At 37.2% G+C, this 18,527-nt stretch carries 21 protein-coding genes; 1 reads left to right on the top strand and 20 read right to left on the bottom strand.

The features are described 5' to 3' along the window. Positions 1-147: 147 nt before the first annotated feature. The 7 genes from ACERJO_RS01915 to ACERJO_RS01945 are packed head-to-tail and all read right to left on the bottom strand — an operon-like array spanning position 148 to position 5,666. On the bottom strand, positions 148-1,113 hold the full coding sequence (locus ACERJO_RS01915) for a biotin--[acetyl-CoA-carboxylase] ligase (RefSeq protein ID WP_373646405.1): 966 nt from the start codon (positions 1,111-1,113) through the stop codon (positions 148-150). Further along, positions 1,110-2,249 carry a CCA tRNA nucleotidyltransferase gene (locus tag ACERJO_RS01920; RefSeq protein WP_373646406.1) on the bottom strand — a complete coding sequence of 380 codons (1,140 nt, stop codon included), beginning with the start codon at positions 2,247-2,249 and terminating at the stop codon, positions 1,110-1,112. The genes ACERJO_RS01915 and ACERJO_RS01920 overlap by 4 nt, the downstream gene beginning before the upstream one ends. A 16-nt stretch (positions 2,250-2,265) precedes the next feature. Beyond that, positions 2,266-3,393, bottom strand: a complete 1,128-nt coding sequence (gene bshA, locus ACERJO_RS01925) for an N-acetyl-alpha-D-glucosaminyl L-malate synthase BshA (protein ID WP_247105575.1) — start codon at positions 3,391-3,393, stop codon at positions 2,266-2,268. Continuing rightward, a complete protein-coding gene (gene bshB1, locus ACERJO_RS01930) occupies positions 3,393-4,109 on the bottom strand; it encodes a bacillithiol biosynthesis deacetylase BshB1 (protein ID WP_373646407.1) in 717 nt (238 codons plus the stop codon). The genes bshA and bshB1 overlap by 1 nt, the downstream gene beginning before the upstream one ends. Positions 4,110-4,119: 10 nt before the next feature. Next, positions 4,120-4,509: a methylglyoxal synthase gene (mgsA, locus tag ACERJO_RS01935; RefSeq protein ID WP_247105578.1), complete on the bottom strand. Its 390-nt coding sequence runs from the start codon at positions 4,507-4,509 to the stop codon at positions 4,120-4,122. 16 nt (positions 4,510-4,525) lie between these two features. Then, positions 4,526-5,329: a 4-hydroxy-tetrahydrodipicolinate reductase gene (gene dapB, locus ACERJO_RS01940; protein WP_373646408.1), complete on the bottom strand. Its 804-nt coding sequence runs from the start codon at positions 5,327-5,329 to the stop codon at positions 4,526-4,528. Next, positions 5,313-5,666 (bottom strand): nucleotide pyrophosphohydrolase, encoded by a 354-nt coding sequence (locus tag ACERJO_RS01945; RefSeq protein ID WP_247105581.1) that lies wholly within the window; start codon positions 5,664-5,666, stop codon positions 5,313-5,315. The genes dapB and ACERJO_RS01945 overlap by 17 nt, the downstream gene beginning before the upstream one ends. A 299-nt stretch (positions 5,667-5,965) precedes the next feature. On the opposite strand from ACERJO_RS01945, the gene ACERJO_RS01950 reads away from it, so the two are divergent. Beyond that, positions 5,966-6,118, top strand: a complete 153-nt coding sequence (locus ACERJO_RS01950) for a DUF2179 domain-containing protein (protein ID WP_373646409.1) — start codon at positions 5,966-5,968, stop codon at positions 6,116-6,118. A 62-nt stretch (positions 6,119-6,180) separates the two neighbouring features. Here the strand turns inward: ACERJO_RS01950 and ACERJO_RS01955 are convergent, their stop codons facing one another. The 13 genes from ACERJO_RS01955 to hisC form a co-directional block, all read right to left on the bottom strand. Continuing rightward, positions 6,181-6,867 (bottom strand): zinc metallopeptidase, encoded by a 687-nt coding sequence (locus ACERJO_RS01955; protein WP_247105584.1) that lies wholly within the window; start codon positions 6,865-6,867, stop codon positions 6,181-6,183. Positions 6,868-7,007: 140 nt separating this feature from the next. Next, the gene (gene ypjB / locus ACERJO_RS01960; protein WP_247105585.1) at positions 7,008-7,793 is read right to left on the bottom strand and encodes a sporulation protein YpjB; all 786 of its coding nucleotides are present in this window, start codon (positions 7,791-7,793) and stop codon (positions 7,008-7,010) included. Positions 7,794-7,863: 70 nt separating this feature from the next. After that, on the bottom strand, positions 7,864-8,463 hold the full coding sequence (locus tag ACERJO_RS01965) for a DUF1405 domain-containing protein (protein WP_373646410.1): 600 nt from the start codon (positions 8,461-8,463) through the stop codon (positions 7,864-7,866). 113 nt (positions 8,464-8,576) lie between these two features. Next, the gene (locus ACERJO_RS01970; protein WP_247105587.1) at positions 8,577-9,365 is read right to left on the bottom strand and encodes a menaquinol-cytochrome c reductase cytochrome b/c subunit; all 789 of its coding nucleotides are present in this window, start codon (positions 9,363-9,365) and stop codon (positions 8,577-8,579) included. A gap of 39 nt (positions 9,366-9,404) precedes the next feature. Further along, on the bottom strand, positions 9,405-10,076 hold the full coding sequence (qcrB, locus tag ACERJO_RS01975) for a menaquinol-cytochrome c reductase cytochrome b subunit (RefSeq protein WP_035340191.1): 672 nt from the start codon (positions 10,074-10,076) through the stop codon (positions 9,405-9,407). Positions 10,077-10,091: 15 nt separating this feature from the next. Further along, the gene (locus tag ACERJO_RS01980) at positions 10,092-10,592 is read right to left on the bottom strand and encodes a Rieske (2Fe-2S) protein (protein WP_247105588.1); all 501 of its coding nucleotides are present in this window, start codon (positions 10,590-10,592) and stop codon (positions 10,092-10,094) included. A 144-nt stretch (positions 10,593-10,736) separates the two neighbouring features. Next, positions 10,737-11,201 carry a YpiF family protein gene (locus ACERJO_RS01985; RefSeq protein ID WP_247105590.1) on the bottom strand — a complete coding sequence of 155 codons (465 nt, stop codon included), beginning with the start codon at positions 11,199-11,201 and terminating at the stop codon, positions 10,737-10,739. 104 nt (positions 11,202-11,305) lie between these two features. Then, positions 11,306-11,863: a ReoY family proteolytic degradation factor gene (locus tag ACERJO_RS01990; RefSeq protein WP_247105591.1), complete on the bottom strand. Its 558-nt coding sequence runs from the start codon at positions 11,861-11,863 to the stop codon at positions 11,306-11,308. A 48-nt stretch (positions 11,864-11,911) separates the two neighbouring features. After that, a complete protein-coding gene (locus ACERJO_RS01995) occupies positions 11,912-13,177 on the bottom strand; it encodes a tetratricopeptide repeat protein (RefSeq protein ID WP_247105593.1) in 1,266 nt (421 codons plus the stop codon). A gap of 291 nt (positions 13,178-13,468) precedes the next feature. Then, the gene (locus ACERJO_RS02000; RefSeq protein WP_373646411.1) at positions 13,469-14,416 is read right to left on the bottom strand and encodes a hypothetical protein; all 948 of its coding nucleotides are present in this window, start codon (positions 14,414-14,416) and stop codon (positions 13,469-13,471) included. 361 nt (positions 14,417-14,777) lie between these two features. Beyond that, positions 14,778-16,067 (bottom strand): 3-phosphoshikimate 1-carboxyvinyltransferase, encoded by a 1,290-nt coding sequence (aroA, locus tag ACERJO_RS02005; RefSeq protein ID WP_373646412.1) that lies wholly within the window; start codon positions 16,065-16,067, stop codon positions 14,778-14,780. 12 nt (positions 16,068-16,079) lie between these two features. Then, positions 16,080-17,177, bottom strand: coding sequence for a prephenate dehydrogenase (locus ACERJO_RS02010; protein WP_247105596.1), 1,098 nt, complete (start codon positions 17,175-17,177; stop codon positions 16,080-16,082). 232 nt (positions 17,178-17,409) lie between these two features. Next, complete coding sequence (gene hisC / locus ACERJO_RS02015; protein WP_247105597.1) at positions 17,410-18,507, bottom strand: histidinol-phosphate transaminase; 1,098 nt, start codon at positions 18,505-18,507, stop codon at positions 17,410-17,412. Between the last annotated feature and the right edge of the window lie 20 nt (positions 18,508-18,527).

Consider the following 18,527-nt stretch of genomic DNA (forward strand, 5'->3'; position numbering starts at 1 on the left):
AAGCTATTTCGCGAAAATAGTCTTATCCATTACTCCTCTGTCCCAGTCAATCTTGATCAAGGCAGATTGATTTTTACTTTTTTATATCTCGAATAGGTGCAGTTTATGACTAATACCGCCCTTAGAGAATAGTATAACAAAAATTCTTTAAAATTCGATATCTGCAGAATAAATTTGATGCGTGACACCTGATTCATCTTCAATTAATAAAAAGCCTTCACTTGTAATGCCTTGTGCAAAGCCGTAGATAACTTCATTTGGTGTTCTAGCATAAAGGTGAGTACCGATGCTAATGGAATGAGTCTCCCACATTAATTTTATTTGCTCAAATCCATCCATAATATAGATTTTATACAATGACTCCAATTCGTTCAATACATATGCCATTAACTTGGCACGATGAACCTTATTTTCTGTTTCAATGAATAACGATGTCGTTTTATCTTTTAAATCTAAACGTAATTCGTCTTTCGTTTGATTAACATTTATACCGATTCCGATAACAACTGAGTGAACAAGATCAGGTTCTGATTGGATCTCAGTTAATATTCCGACTAATTTCTTTCCATTTACTAACACGTCATTAGGCCATTTAATGTCTGCTGAAAGACCTGTTAACTGTTTAATCGCCCTCACGATGGCTACAGCTGTTAGCAATGTAAGCTGTGGCGTTCTTTGTGGTGGTAGGTTAGGCTTCAAGATAAGACTCATTGAAACGCTTGTACCTGCAGGAGAGTGCCATGCGCGTGACATTCTCCCCTTCCCGTTTGTTTGCTCATTGGCAACAACAAGATGCCCTTCTTTTACTCCTTTTTGCAAAAGCTCATGAGCCACTTTCTGTGTGGATACAGTTGTAGAGAGATAGGTTTGTTCTTTAGCAAATGTATCTGTCGTTAAATTCAGCTTTATATCATGAGGCTGGATTTGTTCCCCTCTTTGGACTAAACGATATCCTTTTCTTGGAGCCGATTCAACTTCATATCCGCTTTTTCGCAAACTATCTATATGTTTCCAAATAGCGGTTCTAGAACAACCTAATAAGCGACTAATAAGTTCACCTGAGACGAACTGACCTTGTTTTTCTTCTAATAATTTTATAAGCGCTTCCTTCAAATGAACATTCTCCCTTCTAGCCACTTTAATAGTTGGCTCTTTTCATTTATACACTTTCTATTTATAACAGCTAACTCTGCTTGTCGTAAAGCGTCATTGATCCATCTTCCTGGACTTCTACCATTTTTCATCAAATCATGCCCGTTTATTGCTAGTTCACTTCGTCTATGGATCGGTAATGATTCCCATGTCTTTTCTAAACCCTCCCCACTCATAGTAGGCAATTGCATTTTTTTTCTTAATGTTTCAACATCAAGAACTACGGAAAGCGTTGCATCAAAAAGTGAGGTAGGATTCCACCTTTCTGTTTTTCTTTTTTCATACCACTCTAACCGTACCTTTACTTGCCGTCTCACTTCAGATGAAACGGCTAGTTTTCGTAAATACGAAGAAGAAGGTGGGTGATGCACTAATGAAAATGTCGACCATGTTAAGATGTCAGATTCCTTTTGACTTAGTGGTAGTGACATTAGGTGTTCAAGTTGATCTTTTGTTAAATGAAAGCCCGTCATATACCGATATAATTTGGATGATTGAATCAACTGTAATGCAACGAGCACATGTGGCCCTTGCAGCGTTTTTAACCATTCTTTCGCAAAACGTTCTGTAGCAACAAAACGAAGCATCGGAGCATGTGCATACACAGCCTGCTCCAATGCTTGATCAATTTGATAGCCTAGTTGACTCATAAAACGAGCTATTCTTAATAACCTAAGCGGGTCTTCCTCGATTCGTATTTCTGGATAGTATGAACGTAGCAGTTGATTCTTTAAATCAACCTGACCTTTGCATGGATCAATAATCTTTCCAGTAGCATCCATGGCCATACTATTGATTGTTAAGTCTCTTTTACTTAAATCTTCTTCAATTGAACAACCACGCATTGTCGTCATTTCATAATTTAGAGAGTCTACTCGAACAATAACCGTTTGATGAGCCGTATTCATCTGAAATGATTGTGGGTATAATTGTTGTATTTGCTCAGGTGTTGCACTAGTAACAATGTCGATATCAGAACAATTTTTCTTTAATAAATAATCACGGACAGCTCCACCGACAATATATGCTTCGAAGCCATTATGACTTAAGCGTTGTAATAGCTGTTTCGCCTTTCTAAAGAATGGATTGTCCATCATAACCTAATCACTCATTTCAATTTTTTAACATTTCATTGTATAATTGCTCATAATGACTAACGACTCTTTCAGAATGAAAAACTTGATGAACTCGTTTCACACTATTGCTTGAAAAGCGGTTATATTGATTATCATTTGTCAATAACGAAACGGCTTTCTCTACAACACAATCTATTTCACCAACTGGACAAACATAACCAGTTTCGCCATCAACAATGACTTCTGGTATGCCTCCAGCGTCACTTCCAATAACGGGAACTCCACAGGCCATAGCTTCCAATGCTACTAAGCCAAAACTTTCTTTTTCACTCAATAATAACATTAAATCACTCATTGATAGTAATTCAGCAATATGCTTTTGATTACCAAGAAATTGAACTCGATCTTCAATCCCTAATTGTTTTACAAGCTGCCTCACAACTGGTAAATCAGGACCGTTTCCAATTAAAAGAAGGGTTGATTTTACTTTAGCTTGAATTCCAGCAAAGCTTTTAACAACATCACATACACGTTTGACAGGTCTGAAGTTAGAAATATGAATAAGAACTTTTTCATCGTGACTTAACTCGTAATGTTTTCTTAAATGCTCAACCTCTTTTTTCGTATAAACTCGCTCATCGATAAAATTATAAACGGTTTCAATTTCCTTATTTGTTCGAACTAAGTCTTTCGTTTGTTCAACTAAATTGTTCGACACAGCTGTTACGCAATCAGACTTATCTATCGCAAATCTAATAATTTCTCTTAAAGATGGGTCATAGCCTAATACGGTAATATCTGTACCGTGTAAGGTCGTCATAATTTTTAACTTATTATCGATCATTTGCTTAGCTAGTATCGCGCAAATAGCATGAGGTACGGCATAATGTACATGGATGAGGTCTAATTGATTTCGTTTTGCAACTTCGGCCATTTTACTTGCTAATGTTAAATCATAAGGTGGATATTGAAACACAGAATATTGATTTACATCAACTTCATGGTAATAAATATTAGGGTACACACGATCAAGGCGAAAGGGGACACTTGATGTGATAAAATGAACCTCATGACCTCTTTCAGCTAATAGTTTACCTAGCTCAGTAGCTAATACGCCAGAACCTCCTACAGTTGGATAGCAACTGATTCCGATACGTAATTTCATTAATTCGCTCCCCTTTCAACGAGCAATTGATCTATGATAAGGGGCTTAGGTGTCATAAAGCCTTCTGCTGCATGAACACCGACTTCCTTTCCAAATAATTGATCTCTTGCTTCAACCGCAGTAATATAATCATTTGTAAGCGGTGTTTGAATTGAATTATTTTTCATTGTAAATTGACTTTCATATGAAAGAAGTGCCTGCCTTTTTAACTTCTTTTCATTTGTAATATCAATGACAAAGTTTGGACGTTCATAGCCATTTATAAAATAATAAAATAGATCATCAGGTCGATAAGCCTCTCTGTTTTCATAGCAATGGTATTGTCGAATACCCGCATTAAAATAAGCTTCATTAATAATTCGACTACACTCACCGTGATCTGGATGGCGATCGATTTCAAATGGAGCAAATATCACTTTCGGTTGAAATTGACGTATGAGTGAAACAACTTTACCTAAATCCTCCTCGTTTATATATTTCAATCCACGATCGCGAAAAGAAAGCTGTATTCGCTTACATACCCCTAATTGTCTACTTGCTCTTTCTGCTTCATCTTGTCTTATTTGAACGGTTCCATTTGAAGATAGCTCCGCATATGTTAAGTTACAAATTCCAACTTTATATCCAGCCTTCGCATATTTAGCTAACGTCCCTCCCATCCCAATTTCAATATCATCAGGATGGGCTCCGAACGCTAATAAATCTAATTGAGTCATAATCGTTTGCCTATTCCTCTCTCCAAAGGAGATCGCCCCGTTCAAGGCCTTTAATTAGTACTTCAGCTGTCCCTAGATTTGTGGCAAGCGGGACATTTTGCAAATCACAGAGCCTTACTAAAGCAGTCACGTCAGGCTCATGTGGTTGAGCTGTTAGTGGATCACGGAAGAATAAAATAAGATCAAATTTATTTTCAGCCACTAGCGCGCCAATTTGCTGGTCTCCACCTAGTGGGCCTGATTTAAAACGAGTAACAGGCAATCCAGTGGCTTCCATGATTCTTGTTCCTGTTGTACCAGTAGCAAAAAGATCATGTTCTGAAAGAATTAATTTATAAGCAACTGCAAATTGAACCATATCATCTTTCTTCTTGTCGTGAGCAATCAAAGCAATTCTCATCCGGTTTCTCTCCCCTTTATTCAATGATCTGTTCTAAACCATATACAAGCGTATCAATCTTTAGTACAGTTTCAACCGCTAATTTCACACCAGGCATGAAAGATGCACGGTTAATAGAATCATGTCGTATCGTTAACGTTTGTCCTTCTCCTCCAAATATCACTTCTTGATGTGCAACTAACCCTGGCAGACGTACACTATGTATTCTCATCCCTTCAATGTCTCCACCTCTTGCACCAGCTAATTCTTCTGTTTCGTCTTCATGACCTTGCTTCTTTTCATCTCTCACCTCTGAAATAAGCTGAGCCGTTTTCAACGCTGTACCAGACGGTGCATCTAGCTTACGATCATGATGTCGTTCGATAATCTCGACATCCGCCATATATTTAGCTGCTAGCTGTGAGAACTTCATCATTAGTATAGCACCAATTGCAAAGTTTGGAGCTATTATTGCACCTATTCCTTTTGTTTCTGCTAATTGACGAAGTTCAACGATATCTTCTTCTGTGAATCCAGTTGTACCAACTACAGGACTTACTCCATATTGAAAAGCAATCTCCATATGCTTCTTACCAAATTGTGGTGCGGTTAAATCGATTAGCACATCGACATCATGCTCTTGAAAACATGTTTCCATATTTATAAAAATTGGGACATGGACAGTGGGAAAGTTGTCTAAATCAGATAGTTTTTTCCCTTCATGCTTCGAGTCAACTACTGCAACAAGATTAAATGTTGCCGTATTTTCTACAAGCTTGACGGCCTCTCTTCCCATATTACCTCTTGGTCCTGCAATAACAATATTAACGGTCTTCTCCATCTAAAGCACCCTCTTCATCAAATCTTGTCCAGCGATTTTGATCTCGTTCTTGAAATTTTTTCATCACAAGATCAAACGCTTCATCTAAATCAATATGTAAGGAATTGGCGAAACAAATAAGAACAAACAATAGATCACCCAATTCTTGTTCTAATGATTTTTCATCTTCTGTTTCTTTTTTTTGCTTTTCACCATAGTAGTGATTAACCTCACGAGCAAGCTCACCTACTTCTTCTGTCATACGTGCGAGCATCGCTAATGGTGAGAAATAGCCTTCTTTGAACTGTCCAATAAATTGATCAACTTCTTTTTGCATTTGCTTCATTGATTTATCCATACTCTCACATTCCTCCTTTCTACATGTTAGCGAATTGTTCTTAATTTGACAAATAGAAATTAGAAATTTGATATGACGTTATTGCTTTTCTATATCATACTATAACAAATCTACATCAATAGTTAGGCTAGGAAGAACAAAAGAATGAAGGTATAGTACATATATAAAATGAATCATCTATATGATTCTTGGTTCAGCTGTTTATCTTTCAGTCTTGTATATTTTAACATGGAAAACTAATTAGTAGATGATGGATTTAAAGGTATTGCTTGTATCGTGGGCATAATGAGCTCATTCGTTTGAAAACATTAGTCGAAAAAATTAATTCACATGCCTTTGTAACAGTCAACGATGTTCAAGATGTAATTGGCGCGGGGGGACGCTGGATGAACAAAAACGCCCTCTCATACGTCAAACAACTTATTTCCTGTAAAACAAAAAAAGGACGATAGTTTGAAGGGCACTGAAAAAGTTAAAAACAAAACTTTTTCAGTGCCCTTACCGTCTTTTTTAATTAATCGTCACCATTCATTCCTAAATACATTAAAACAAACCGTACCAACTCTAGTAAAGCAACGACCGCTGCAGCTACATATGTGAGAGCAGCAGCATTTAACACTTTCTTCGTTTCACGTTCTTCATCATTACGAATGACACCAGCTGAAACAATTTGTTCCATTGCGCGATTGCTCGCATTAAACTCTACTGGAAGGGTAACAAGCTGGAATAAAACCGCCGCAGCCATCGCGATAATTCCAAACAATATTAACCCTTGGGTTTGTAGCAAAATACCACCTAAAATGAAAAAAAACGCAGCATTAGAGCCAAAGCTTGCAACAGGTACTAATGCATGTCTAAATCGTAAGAAAGCATATTCCTCTTGGTCTTGAATAGCGTGTCCTACTTCATGAGCAGCAACCGCAGCTCCGGCTACCGAATGCCCGTGAAAATTATTTGTAGACAAACGCACAGCTTTTGAACGCGGATCATAGTGATCCGTTAATGTTCCTTTTACTTCTTCTACACTTACATTATACAAACCATTATCATCTAAAATTTTTCGTGCTACTTGCGCTCCTGTTAACCCTGATGATGAGGGCACTTGTGAATATTTCCTGTAAGTACTTTTCACTCTTGACTGTGCCCAAAGTGGAATAATTAAGAGGAGTGCAAAATAAATGATAAAAGTTGTTAAACCCATGTATAGTCACCTCTTATGTTGATTATTTTCTTATAGTTTAATGAGAACATCAAATAAAGTCAAACATTTGCTCTCGTTTTCGAAAATGGTCATGAATTTGTCACTTTATTGAATATATTATAAATACTCCTTCAAGACCATTATTCTTTTAAACGAACTTTACGTTTTTCCGCTCGATACTTTTTCCAACCTACATACGTTAATGAACCAGTAATCATACTTCCAATTGTAAAGATAACCCACCAAAATGAAGGGTCCGTATTATCCTCCTTCATTCTTTTATATAATTGCTCCCACTCTTCTTTCATCAACTCCATATGGTCTGCGAGCTGATCATTATTTGTGCTTTCTATCCTCATTCGATCTAAATAAGCTATTTGAGCATCTATACGTTGCAACTGTTGTGGTTCTGTGTCTATATATAAAGCTGGGCGTATCATCTCATATTGATTTAATAGTTGATTTAAACGGACTTGGAAAGCTTGTTCATCGTTTTCGACTATTGATGCTTCCATTTCCGTTAATGCTTGCATAACAACCTCTTCCGTCTGTAGCCATAGGGGGTGAAATTCACTTGTTAAAGCATCTACAGCTAATCGAAAGGATGTCACTGCCCTAATTCGATCTTCCAATAATAGATCAGTCGCTGTTAATGATTGCTCGGCTTTTTCAAATGCTAAAATTACAGCTCGTAAAGAACTCATTGTAATACCTTCTTCACGAAAATCAATTTCCAGAAATGAATTAGAAAAATGGTTCATTAATTGCTTTGATTCAGCGAATTTTTCTTGTTTCGTTAATTGAAGAATTTGATCGGACATATGATTTAATTGCTTCCAAGTATGTTGTGATGGAGAGTCATCAGCATAAGCCGTTACTGGAATGATTAAAGAAATCGTTATGATAGCGATGAGTATTTGTCGCATCCTTGTCCCTCCTTTTTCTACTCTCATCCTATGAATTTGTGGACAAGAGTAGACCAAAAAAAGAAGGTTATTATCGAGTAAGCATAAAACGGTTCTTTCTAACAGCTAATAAGTAAACAGCTAGAATGGAGAATAGGCTAAGTCCTAACGTAAAAAAACCTATCTGTCCAATATAAGGATTTAAGCCTCTTGATACCCAAGGGTGCATCATAAATACATAATCGATGTAATCATTCATCAAAGTCCAAATCGCAACGATTAATAAATGCCACGTTTTAATGCGGAAATATGGGGAGTAAAGAATTGCTTGTAAGGCCATTCCAGCATGAGAAGCAATCAGCATATAATTTTTCCAATTTAAAGGATCACCAACTAAACCAGCGCCGATGTTCATGGCCACCGCCCATATCCCGTACTTAATTAATGTAACAGCTGCAAATGCCTCAATAAGTGGTATTTGTTTTTTATAAATGAGTGCCACTAATACAAAGACAAAAAATAAACTCGCAGTTGGACTGTCTGGTACAAACAATATAAAATGAGTTGGTGTTTGAGCTAATTGATCACCATACCAAATGTAACCATAAATCGTCCCTAAAACATTAATCATTAATAAAAGAAAAAGAATTCTCACGTCCCCAAAAAGGGGAAGTATTCTTTCTTTTAACATATACTTTCCCTACCTTTATGTATGATTCACACAAATAGTCATTGTTATTTATGAAGAAAGTGCCCTAAAAGATAAAATCCTACCTTTTAGGGCACTTGTTACACGAGTAATGTCTATTCTTCTGGTTGACCGTCAGCAACGATATATTCAGCAAGGATTTCTAGTTCTTCGTCTGTCCCTTCGAATGCTCCACCTGGCATTGCTGTACCGTCAATACCATTGATAATGACTTCAATCGTTTCTTCAACAGTTAATTCGGAGTCAATCAATGAAGGCCCAACACCTGGAACACCAGCTAAATTGTCACCATGACAACCGATACAGCTCGTCTGGACTGAATAAATTTCATAACCTTGTGCTTCCATATTAATTTCTACCTCTTCTACAATCATACCTTGCTCAGCAGCAGCTTCCCAATCATGTTGAGCAACAGATTCCCAAGTTAAATAAGCAACTGCAATAAATGAAAGAATCATCATAGAAGTAGCAATTGGACGTTTAATTGGACGTCTTTCTTTGCCTGTATCTAGCCAAGGAGCAAGTAGTAACGCTCCAAAAGCTAAACCTGGAATAACGATTACACCGATCACATTATAGTCACCAGATGCAAATTGATATTTTAATAATTGATACAAGAATAAGAAATACCAGTCAGGTAACGGTATGTAGCCTGTATCATTCGGGTCTGCCATTCGCTCTAACGGAGCAGGATGTGCAACCGTTAAACAAAGGAAGCCCATTAAGAAAACGGCACCTACGAGCCATTCCTTTAAAAGGAAGTTAGGCCAGAACGCTTCTGTCTTCCCTGGATACTCTGAATAATCTTTTGGTATGTTAGGTTTACGGTTATTTGCCTTTACGCGTGAATCACCGACAAACTGTAATCCTTTCCCACGTTCCATCTTTATTCCCTCCTTTACTAAGTTCGCATCACTTTAGTTTTACAATGGTCCTGAAATACCTTGTTTTCGAATCATGTAGAAGTGAGCTGCAAGTAGGCCTAACAACGCACCAGGTAAGAAGAATACATGAATCGCAAAGAATCGCGTTAATGTTGCTGCACCAATAATATCTCCACCTGCCAGCAACGCTCTTGCAAATCCACCAATAACCGGCACACTTTCAGCGATCTCAAGTACAACCGCTGTTGCAAAATACGCTTTCATATCCCAAGGTAATAAGTAACCTGTTACACCTAAAGCAAGCATAACAAAGAAAATGAGGACACCGACAACCCAGTTCAATTCACGCGGCTTCTTATATGAACCTGTAAAGAAGACACGTAACGTGTGTAAAAACATCATAACAATAACTAAGCTTGCGCCCCAGTGGTGCATCCCACGAACGATCACACCGAAGGCTACTTCATTTTGTAGAAAAGCTACAGATTGATAAGCGTTAATAATATCTGGTGCGTAGTACATCGTTAGAAACATACCAGATAAGATTTGAATAACTGTAATAAAGAACGTTAGTCCGCCAAAACAGTATACGAACGCAGAGAAGTGGTGAGCAGGGTTAACATGCTCAGGAACTTCATGGTCAGCAATATCACGCCACATCGGCGTAATATCTAGACGCTCATCAACGTAGTCATAAATTTTTTGAAGCATTGATTTCGCCCCTCCCTATGTTCGTTGATAAATTGAACCTAAATAAACTTTTCCATCCTCTACCTTGACTTCATAAGCGTCAAGTGGTCGTCTTGGCGGAGTACCAGGAATATTATGCCCATCCTTATCAAATCGCCCGAAGTGACATGGACAGAAGAATTGCTCCGGAAAGTCATCATTCCCGTCATAAGCAACGGTACAGCCTAGATGAGTACAAATGGCAGACAATGCTGTTACTTCATTATCACGTATATAAACGTAAACGTCTCGTGATACCTCAGATTCATACCATGCATCAACTTGATCGAAACTGAATGGAAATACTTGTGGATCTTCGGTCAGTTGATCTACATCGCATACGTATAAAAATTCAGATTCCGCTCCGGCTCTCAAAGCTGGGTCTAGGGCAAAGCGTGCCATTGGCATTAGCATACCAGCAGCCATGAATCCGCCAACACCCGTAAGTGTATACGTAAGAAATTGTCTCCGTGATACTTTGTGGTCTTTTTCGCTCACTCATTTTCCCCCCTTGCACAAGTAAAGTCAACCCAAAAACGGGCGTAAATAAGCACATATTATACTAGGACATACTCATGATAATACAACAGACATGAATGTGCAACAACTTCTAGCTTTCGGCACAAATTCGGCAAACTTTTTTCACGTCCTTGATTGCCATCTGTTTGTCACAATTGGGATCAATTGTTTCATCTGATCGTGAATGACACGTTTGCGATTTTCGCTATCAAGATGCTCCAAAGGAATAGACGGTAACCAAATATGCAGACCTTGTAAACCTCCTTCCACTTGACGCCACTGTCCATCTGAAGTTAAGTAGACAACATGTTTAAAGCCTTCTTTGAGAAGTTTGTCTTCCCAATGTTGCAATCGATGTAAACATTGTTCATTGGGTTCAGTTGTTAAGTATGTAAATGCTGGAAATAATACAACCCTCCCATGGAACTGCTTTTCTAGCTCGTGAGATATAATCGAAATGAATTCTCCCATAGAAACCGTTCCTTTTACTTCAGTTCCCCAAGAAATTGGGACTAAGGAAATAATAGCTGTATCTATATATTCCCTCGCTTGTAAATAAGTATCCATATCATTTGCATTCCATTTCATTTCATCACCTCATTTACATTTGATACTAGATCTAGAGAATAGGCGCTTAAGTGAATTCTACAAGAAAAAAGCACAGCAATTTGCTATGCAAAAAACATAAGCGTTTACTTTTTTTCCTTTTCTTCATCAAGCTTTTTTAATTCCATTAATAACATTTTGAATCGATCTTGATCTTTTTTATCCAGTGCGTGATCTATCTCTCTTGTTAATCGCTCTCTTCGATATGAGATTAATGATCGCTGCAAAATAAACGTTGCCGCCTTATCATACGCTTTTGTTAATTCTACATCGTCAGGAACATATGGATTTTCTTCAAGTACAGTTAAAAAAGGTGAGTATCGATTTGCTCCTCGAAAGTGAAGTTCTATATATACATCTTCGGATTGGTTTAAGCGAATATCATGAAAGGCCTTTTCAGTATCAGTTGTCACATGATGTTGCTTGTGAAAAGAAAAAGGTAGGTGATCCACTCCTTTTGCAGATATAATAAGCCCTTTTGGAGTGTGGGCAGCTTTTTCAACAAAATGAACATACTTCATTAAATCATCATCAGACATTAAAAAATTTAATAACCATGTACATTCCCGACGTTTCAATTCGAATTCCGCTAAGAATTGTTTAAGAAACTCCTTCTTCTCACTAATTGATATCATATGACCCATTTCGTCCTCCTTGCGAAGTAATGATGTATGAATTCATTTACTCAATCGTTATTCTTCACTTAAAAGATTTTCTAGTAACTCCACAATATCATATCGTTCTGGTTTCAGTGCTAAAAGACGTTCAAAAATCTCCCTCGCTTTTACTCTCCTACCGTACTCGAGTAAAAATCGGCCATATTCTTCGAGGAAATCAATATCTTGGACATAGTATTCCGCTATTTCTTTGTATAATATTTCTGCCTTTTCATATTCATCTAATTCACGTAAAGCAGATGCCTCATACCATTTGTACATCACATCATCTTCGCCATAATCTTTCATATGATTCATTAAATCCAGTAGCTCATCATGTAAATCTTGATGTTTATAGTATGCAGACAATGTATGTACGGCTTCAACATTTGAAGGGTTCAAAGCAATCACTTTTTGTAAATAGTACTCTCCGTCCACTTCAACATTTTTCTTGAAGGAAAGCTTCGCAGCTTGAATATATAAGGATTCATGATATTGGTCTACACTCATTCCTGCTTTTAACGTATCTAATGCTTCATCAATTCTTTCTTCTGATTCGTAAGCCTTTGCTAAATAAGCATAAACGGAAGAGTAGTCAGGATCTAACGTCTTAAGTGTTTCGAACTGTTCAATAGCAAGTACCATATCCCCCATTTGATAAGCTGTGAAACCATATCCAAATAAAGCATCTGCGTTCATATTCTTTTTTATACCAATTTGATAATAATGAATGGCATCTTCAAATTGCCCAGTAGCACTGTAGGCTTCAGCTAACATCAACTCTAAATACACATCAGGTATTGCCTCGTTAGCATGAACGGCTTTTTTTAAATGAGGAATGCTTTTAAAATAATCACCTCGTGATAAGTAAAATTCTCCTAAGCCATATGAGATGATCGGTTCATCAGGAGCTTTTTTCATCGCATTTAACAGCTTTTGTTCAGCGACCTCATCTAATGATTGTAACTGGTACAAATCAGCTAAAAGTAATTGTGCTTGTAGATAGGCAGGGTCACTCTCTTTAATTTCATTTAACATTTCAATGGCTTCATCTTCTTGATCAAGATCAATTAATAATTCTGCAGCAAATGTATACAGTTCACCTTCATCAGGATACAGCATTAACAATTCATCAATTACTTCTTTTGACTTTTGGACGTGACCTAATTCTTGATAAACTTGAGCAATTTCGTATTTTGTTTGGTGATCTGCTCCTTTAAGTAATAATTCTATTTCATTTAAACCTTCATCGACCTTGCCCGATTCTATTTTTTGAATAATAACGTCTAATGCTTCGAACACTTTTGTAAGCCTCCTTCTCTCACAAGGATAACGATATCGTATCATTTTTTGTGCAAAGAAGAAAGAATGTCCTCTTCTATAGGAGAATCCGCGCTACAGAAGGTCACTGGAAAAGTTGACTTTTACATTTTTTGTTACCAAACGTAGCAGCCTTTTCTTATAAGAGTAGCTGACGACTCTGCGAATCCACTTAAAGGTATCTTGATTAAAAGATTAAGAATTTTATAAATTTTCACCTTTTAAAAAAGGAACCTATTATGCTAAACCTTTTAACAAAATAGGTTCCCCTTATTATGACCAACGATATACTTGATTATCTTGCTCCATTAAATCATTCATTGACAAAAATCGTCCAGGACGAATAATTTGAATAGGTCGACCATAACCGGGCTTCAGATCAAATTCATTTAATACCTTTAGAATTCGACCTCTTAATACAACTAAATCTGGTTCCTCGTGCTTATAACGTTCTATATCATCACCTGTATGCTTTCTTTGTTCATAACGTTTTTTTCTTTTTCGATCAACGTATGCTATATAATCAAGATCACTCCCTGCAATAAGAGTTCCTTTTTGTGGAAACAAACCGATCTTTTGTAACAATGGCTTATTTATTCTCTGACTATACTGGGCTTCTAGGTCAGTATGAATACCATAATTTAAACAATATTTCCTCCAAATAACCTCAAGTGACTTTGCACGTTTAGTTGAAGCTTTAAAGATAGGAATGACCGTCAAAGGGTAATGTAATAGTGTATGAGAAATATGTGTCCATTTAATAGAGTGAATATCCTCTTCTTTCTCTAGCTCCACTTTTAAAAAAGGAATGAACATGTTTTGACACTTACGAATAAAGCTCATTCTAACTAAATACGCAGGAATCGTAAGTCCAATAACATAATCCATTATGCTTTTTTTAAAATAGACATTCCATATGTGATAGACATTTGAAAGCTCGCTTTCGTATTTTACATGTGGAGCTATTGCGACTGTCGTACAGCCATCCTTTATAAGTAGCTTTTGTCGTTCGTAGAGTGTATCGTCTCCTCCTTCTTGTAATAATGAATCATCAAAGCAAACACGTCCATTACATAGAACGGTCCCGTTCATACTAACTCTTTTCTTATTCCATTGCTTAAAAGTAGTAGTGGCATAGCGTACGCGACCTTCTTCAACAATAAAACAGCGATCTTTAACTCTCTTTTCATCAACCTTTATCACTTTGTCTAGTAAGTACATCCTTATACCTCCTTACAGTTTCTTCTACTAGACAAGCTATGAATGTACATGAAAAATAAGAACGTTGAAACATAAATGAATACACTATGAGGACAAAAAGATAATTAATTTTTTTCTAATTATGGTTGACTTTTTATAAAAAAGAAGTATACTTTAATTAAGCGTATGGTTTCTCTCCACTCCTATCCATACAACTTAGCTTATTTTCCTCGTATTTGTAAACGCTTACTAGCTTGCGAATACGAGGGCTTTTTTTTTGCAAATTAAAACGGCTCCCCTGCTTTTACAGAGGTAGCCGTTTTTTTCTTAGGAGATAAAGATTATCTTTAAGTAACCATCCAAATAAATGCATCTTATTCTATTATCCTTGTAATAGCTGAATATGTTCAAAAAAAGTAGGATAAGAAACAGCAATCGCCTCACTTCTTTCAATTACCATCGTTCCTTGTGCAATAAGTCCGGCGACAGCCATTGCCATCCCGATTCGATGATCACCATAACTATTAACATTAGCGCCATGAAGTCTTTCTTGTCCTTCTATCACCATTCCATCTTCGGTTGCGGTAATTTTAGCTCCTGCTTTCGTTAACTCACTAACCACTGTATCAATACGGTTTGTTTCCTTTACTTTTAATTCCTCTGCATCACGAATAATCGTCTTTCCTTGTGCCTGAGTAGCTAATACAGCAATGATAGGGATCTCATCAATTAATCGTGGAATTAGTGGACCTCCGATATCAATTCCTTTTAATTTAGAGGTTGAAATGGTTAAATCAGCAACAGGTTCTCCACCCGCGTTTCGCTCATTTTCAATAGTTAATTCAGCACCCATTTGCTGTAGAACATCAATAATTCCTGAACGAGTTGGATTCATGCCAACTCCTTGTAACGTAATTTGACTATTAGGAACAATCGCCCCTGCAACAAGGAAAAATGCCGCGGAAGAAATATCTCCTGGAACGATAATATGTTGAGCTTGTAATGATTGTCCTCCTTCAACGGAAACGGTTAGACCATCTCTCTGAACTTCAACACCAAATGCCTCTAACATTCGCTCTGTATGATCACGGGATAATGCAGGCTCGTTAACAGAGGTTACCCCATCACTTTGTAGACCAGCTAATAGAATGGCTGATTTCACTTGAGCACTGGCAACTTTAGATTGAAATTGAATAGCCGTTGTAGCTCCACCTCGAATCGATAATGGTGTGAAGTTCCCTTCATCTCTTCCATCAATCGTTGAACCCATTTCTCGTAATGGATTAGTCACTCTTGCCATTGGTCTTTTCGCAATAGAATCATCGCCAATGACAACAGAATGGAAAGGGCGTGTTGCTAGAATTCCTAACATAAGACGAGTCGTTGTACCTGAATTACCTACATCTAAAATTTCACTAGGCTCTTCTAAGCCTTCCCACCCGGTTCCTTCGATCGTCACTCGTTCATTTTCTTGTTCAATAGTTACCCCTAATTTACGAAAGCAGCTAATTGTACTTAAACAATCTTCTCCTGGCAAAAATCCTTCCACCGTTGTCTTCCCATTTGCAATAGCCCCAAACATGACGGCTCGATGAGAGATTGATTTATCTCCTGGAACATGAATGGTACCATTTAATCCATTCCTCACTTGATTCACACTTACTTTAGCCATGTATGTCCCTCCTTATAATATATATGTTTCATACATTTCATTCTCTAAATGTATTTTCGCACGTTGTCTATCTTCTTCTGATCTAAAACTAATGCTTAACACACCCATTATATCTTCTCGAGTTTCTAAAATACGAATATTTGTTAAACTAATATCGTGCTCAGCAAGAATACCTGTGACATCTGATATCACACCTGGGTGATCAGGAATATCGACAAATAAATCATAAAACGATGGAATGGCTCCTTTTTCACGAGGAGGTAGTCCTTCACGAAATGCTTTAGCGGTTTGAAAGTAATGGAAAATCGCTTCTGCATTTTCATGTTCTAGCATATTTCGAACTTCTTCCATTTCTACTAACCATTCATCTAATAATGTTAAAAGGCTTTCCTTATTATGTAATAAAATGTCTCTCCACATTGTCGGGCTTGAAGATGCGATTCTTGTTATATCTCGAAATCCCCCTGCTGCCAATTGTGAAACGAGTCGATCATCACCATCTAAATTGGCCAATTGGTGAACTAGTGAGGCTGCAACAATATGCGGAAAGTGACTAATTGCTCCAGCAAACCGATCATGATCGTCAGGAGTTAACTCTAAGAATGTAGCTTTTGTTCCTTTAAGCCAATTTTGTAATTGAATAATGTGCCTAGTATCTGATTTATTAACAGGAGTAAAAATATAAAAAGCATTTTCAAACAAGTGCACTCGAGCTGCTTCTACTCCACTTTTATGCGAACCTGCCATAGGGTGACCACCGATAAAGACGACATCCTTTTCTCCTAAACAAGATGCTGTTTCAACAATTTTCTTTTTCGTGCTTCCAACATCAGTAATCAATGCGCCCGGCTTAAGGTCTAAATGACATAGCTTTTTAATTAATTCTTCTGTTTTTAATACGGGGGTAGCTAGCACTATTAAGTCAGCATTCTTCACCCCTTCTTCAATAGATGGTGCTACTTCATCAATTACTTTTAAAGATAGTGCCATTTTCTGTTGTTCATCTGAAATATCGTATCCTGTTATTCGAACATGGTGCTCTGAGCGAATGGCTAACGCTATGGAGCCACCTATTAATCCTAATCCAATGATAAAAGCTGTTCGCTCCATCCCTTTCTCCTTTCTAATCAAAATGCTAAACATGCTTTCATGCCACTAAGAAGACTGTGTAGCAGTTTTCTTAATGCCGACGTGCGTAGCGTTTCAGGAATTTCGTGTAATGTACGAAGCCTATGTCACCTGAGAATCTACTTACATTTTCCTTGATAAAAGCCTTTTTTAGTTTTATTTTTTCAAAAAGCCGCCTCTCATCCATGTGAAAGACGGATTCCTTAAGCATCTTTTATTGAACGGTTGTATGGTTTACTAATTCTTCTAAATACGTAAACAACTCTTCGTTGTCTTCTTTTTTGCCAATAGTTATGCGAACGCATGTCGGAAATCCTAATGCCTTACCTGAGCGAACAATAAACCCTTTTCTTAGTAGAAAATCAAATACATGATTTCCAGGTTGTTTAAAATCAATTAAAATGAAGTTCGTTTGTGAAGGGTAATAATAAAGCTCATGCTTCTGACAAAATTGTTCAAACTGCTTCATTCCTTCTGTATTCTTTTCCACGCATTCATCGATAAATGCTTGATCCTCAAGAGCAGCGATAGCCGCACAATGAGCAAAAGAATTGTTATTAAAAGGAGGGCGAACAGGATCAATGCTTGATACAAACTCCGCATTCCCAACACCATAACCGATACGTAAAGCTGCTAAACCATAAGCTTTTGAAAATGTACGTAATACCATTAAATTAGGATACTTTTTGATTAAAGGCACAGTATTCGGGTAATCTTTCGCTGTTACATATTCATAATAAGCTTCATCAGAAACGACTAATACGTGTGGAGGTACTTGATCTAAGAAGCGTTTAAAAGTCTCTTCATTAACATAAGTACCTGACGGATTATTCGGATTACAAACCCAAACAATTCGTGTCTTTTCGTCTATAGCTTGGAGCATCGCCTCTAAATTATGCACGCCATCCACCGATGGAACTTCACGAACCTCTGCCCCTTCAATTGTTGCGTTCAATTTGTATTGTGAAAAGGTGGGATCAGCTGTGATAGTATTTGTCCCTGGTGATAAAAGCGCCCGACATAAAAACTGAATCACTTCATCTGATCCATTACCAAAAATTAATTGTTCTGGAGTAACACCCAATTTAAAAGCAACTTTTTCTCGCATTTTTGCTGAATAACCATCTGGATAAATCGTTGTACTTGTTGCTGCTTCGCTAATGGCGGAAGCTACTCGTTTTGAAGCACCATATGGGTTTTCATTTGAAGCTAGTTTAACGACTCGTGATAATCCAAGCTCTTCTTTAACTTCTTCAATTGGTTTACCTGGTTGATATGAAGGTAAGCCAATAATTTGCTGTTTGATATTCATCGAAAGCACATCCTATCTTG

The sequence above is a fragment of the Halalkalibacter sp. AB-rgal2 genome (genome assembly GCF_041821005.1).
Classification (GTDB): domain Bacteria; phylum Bacillota; class Bacilli; order Bacillales; family Bacillaceae_D; genus Halalkalibacter.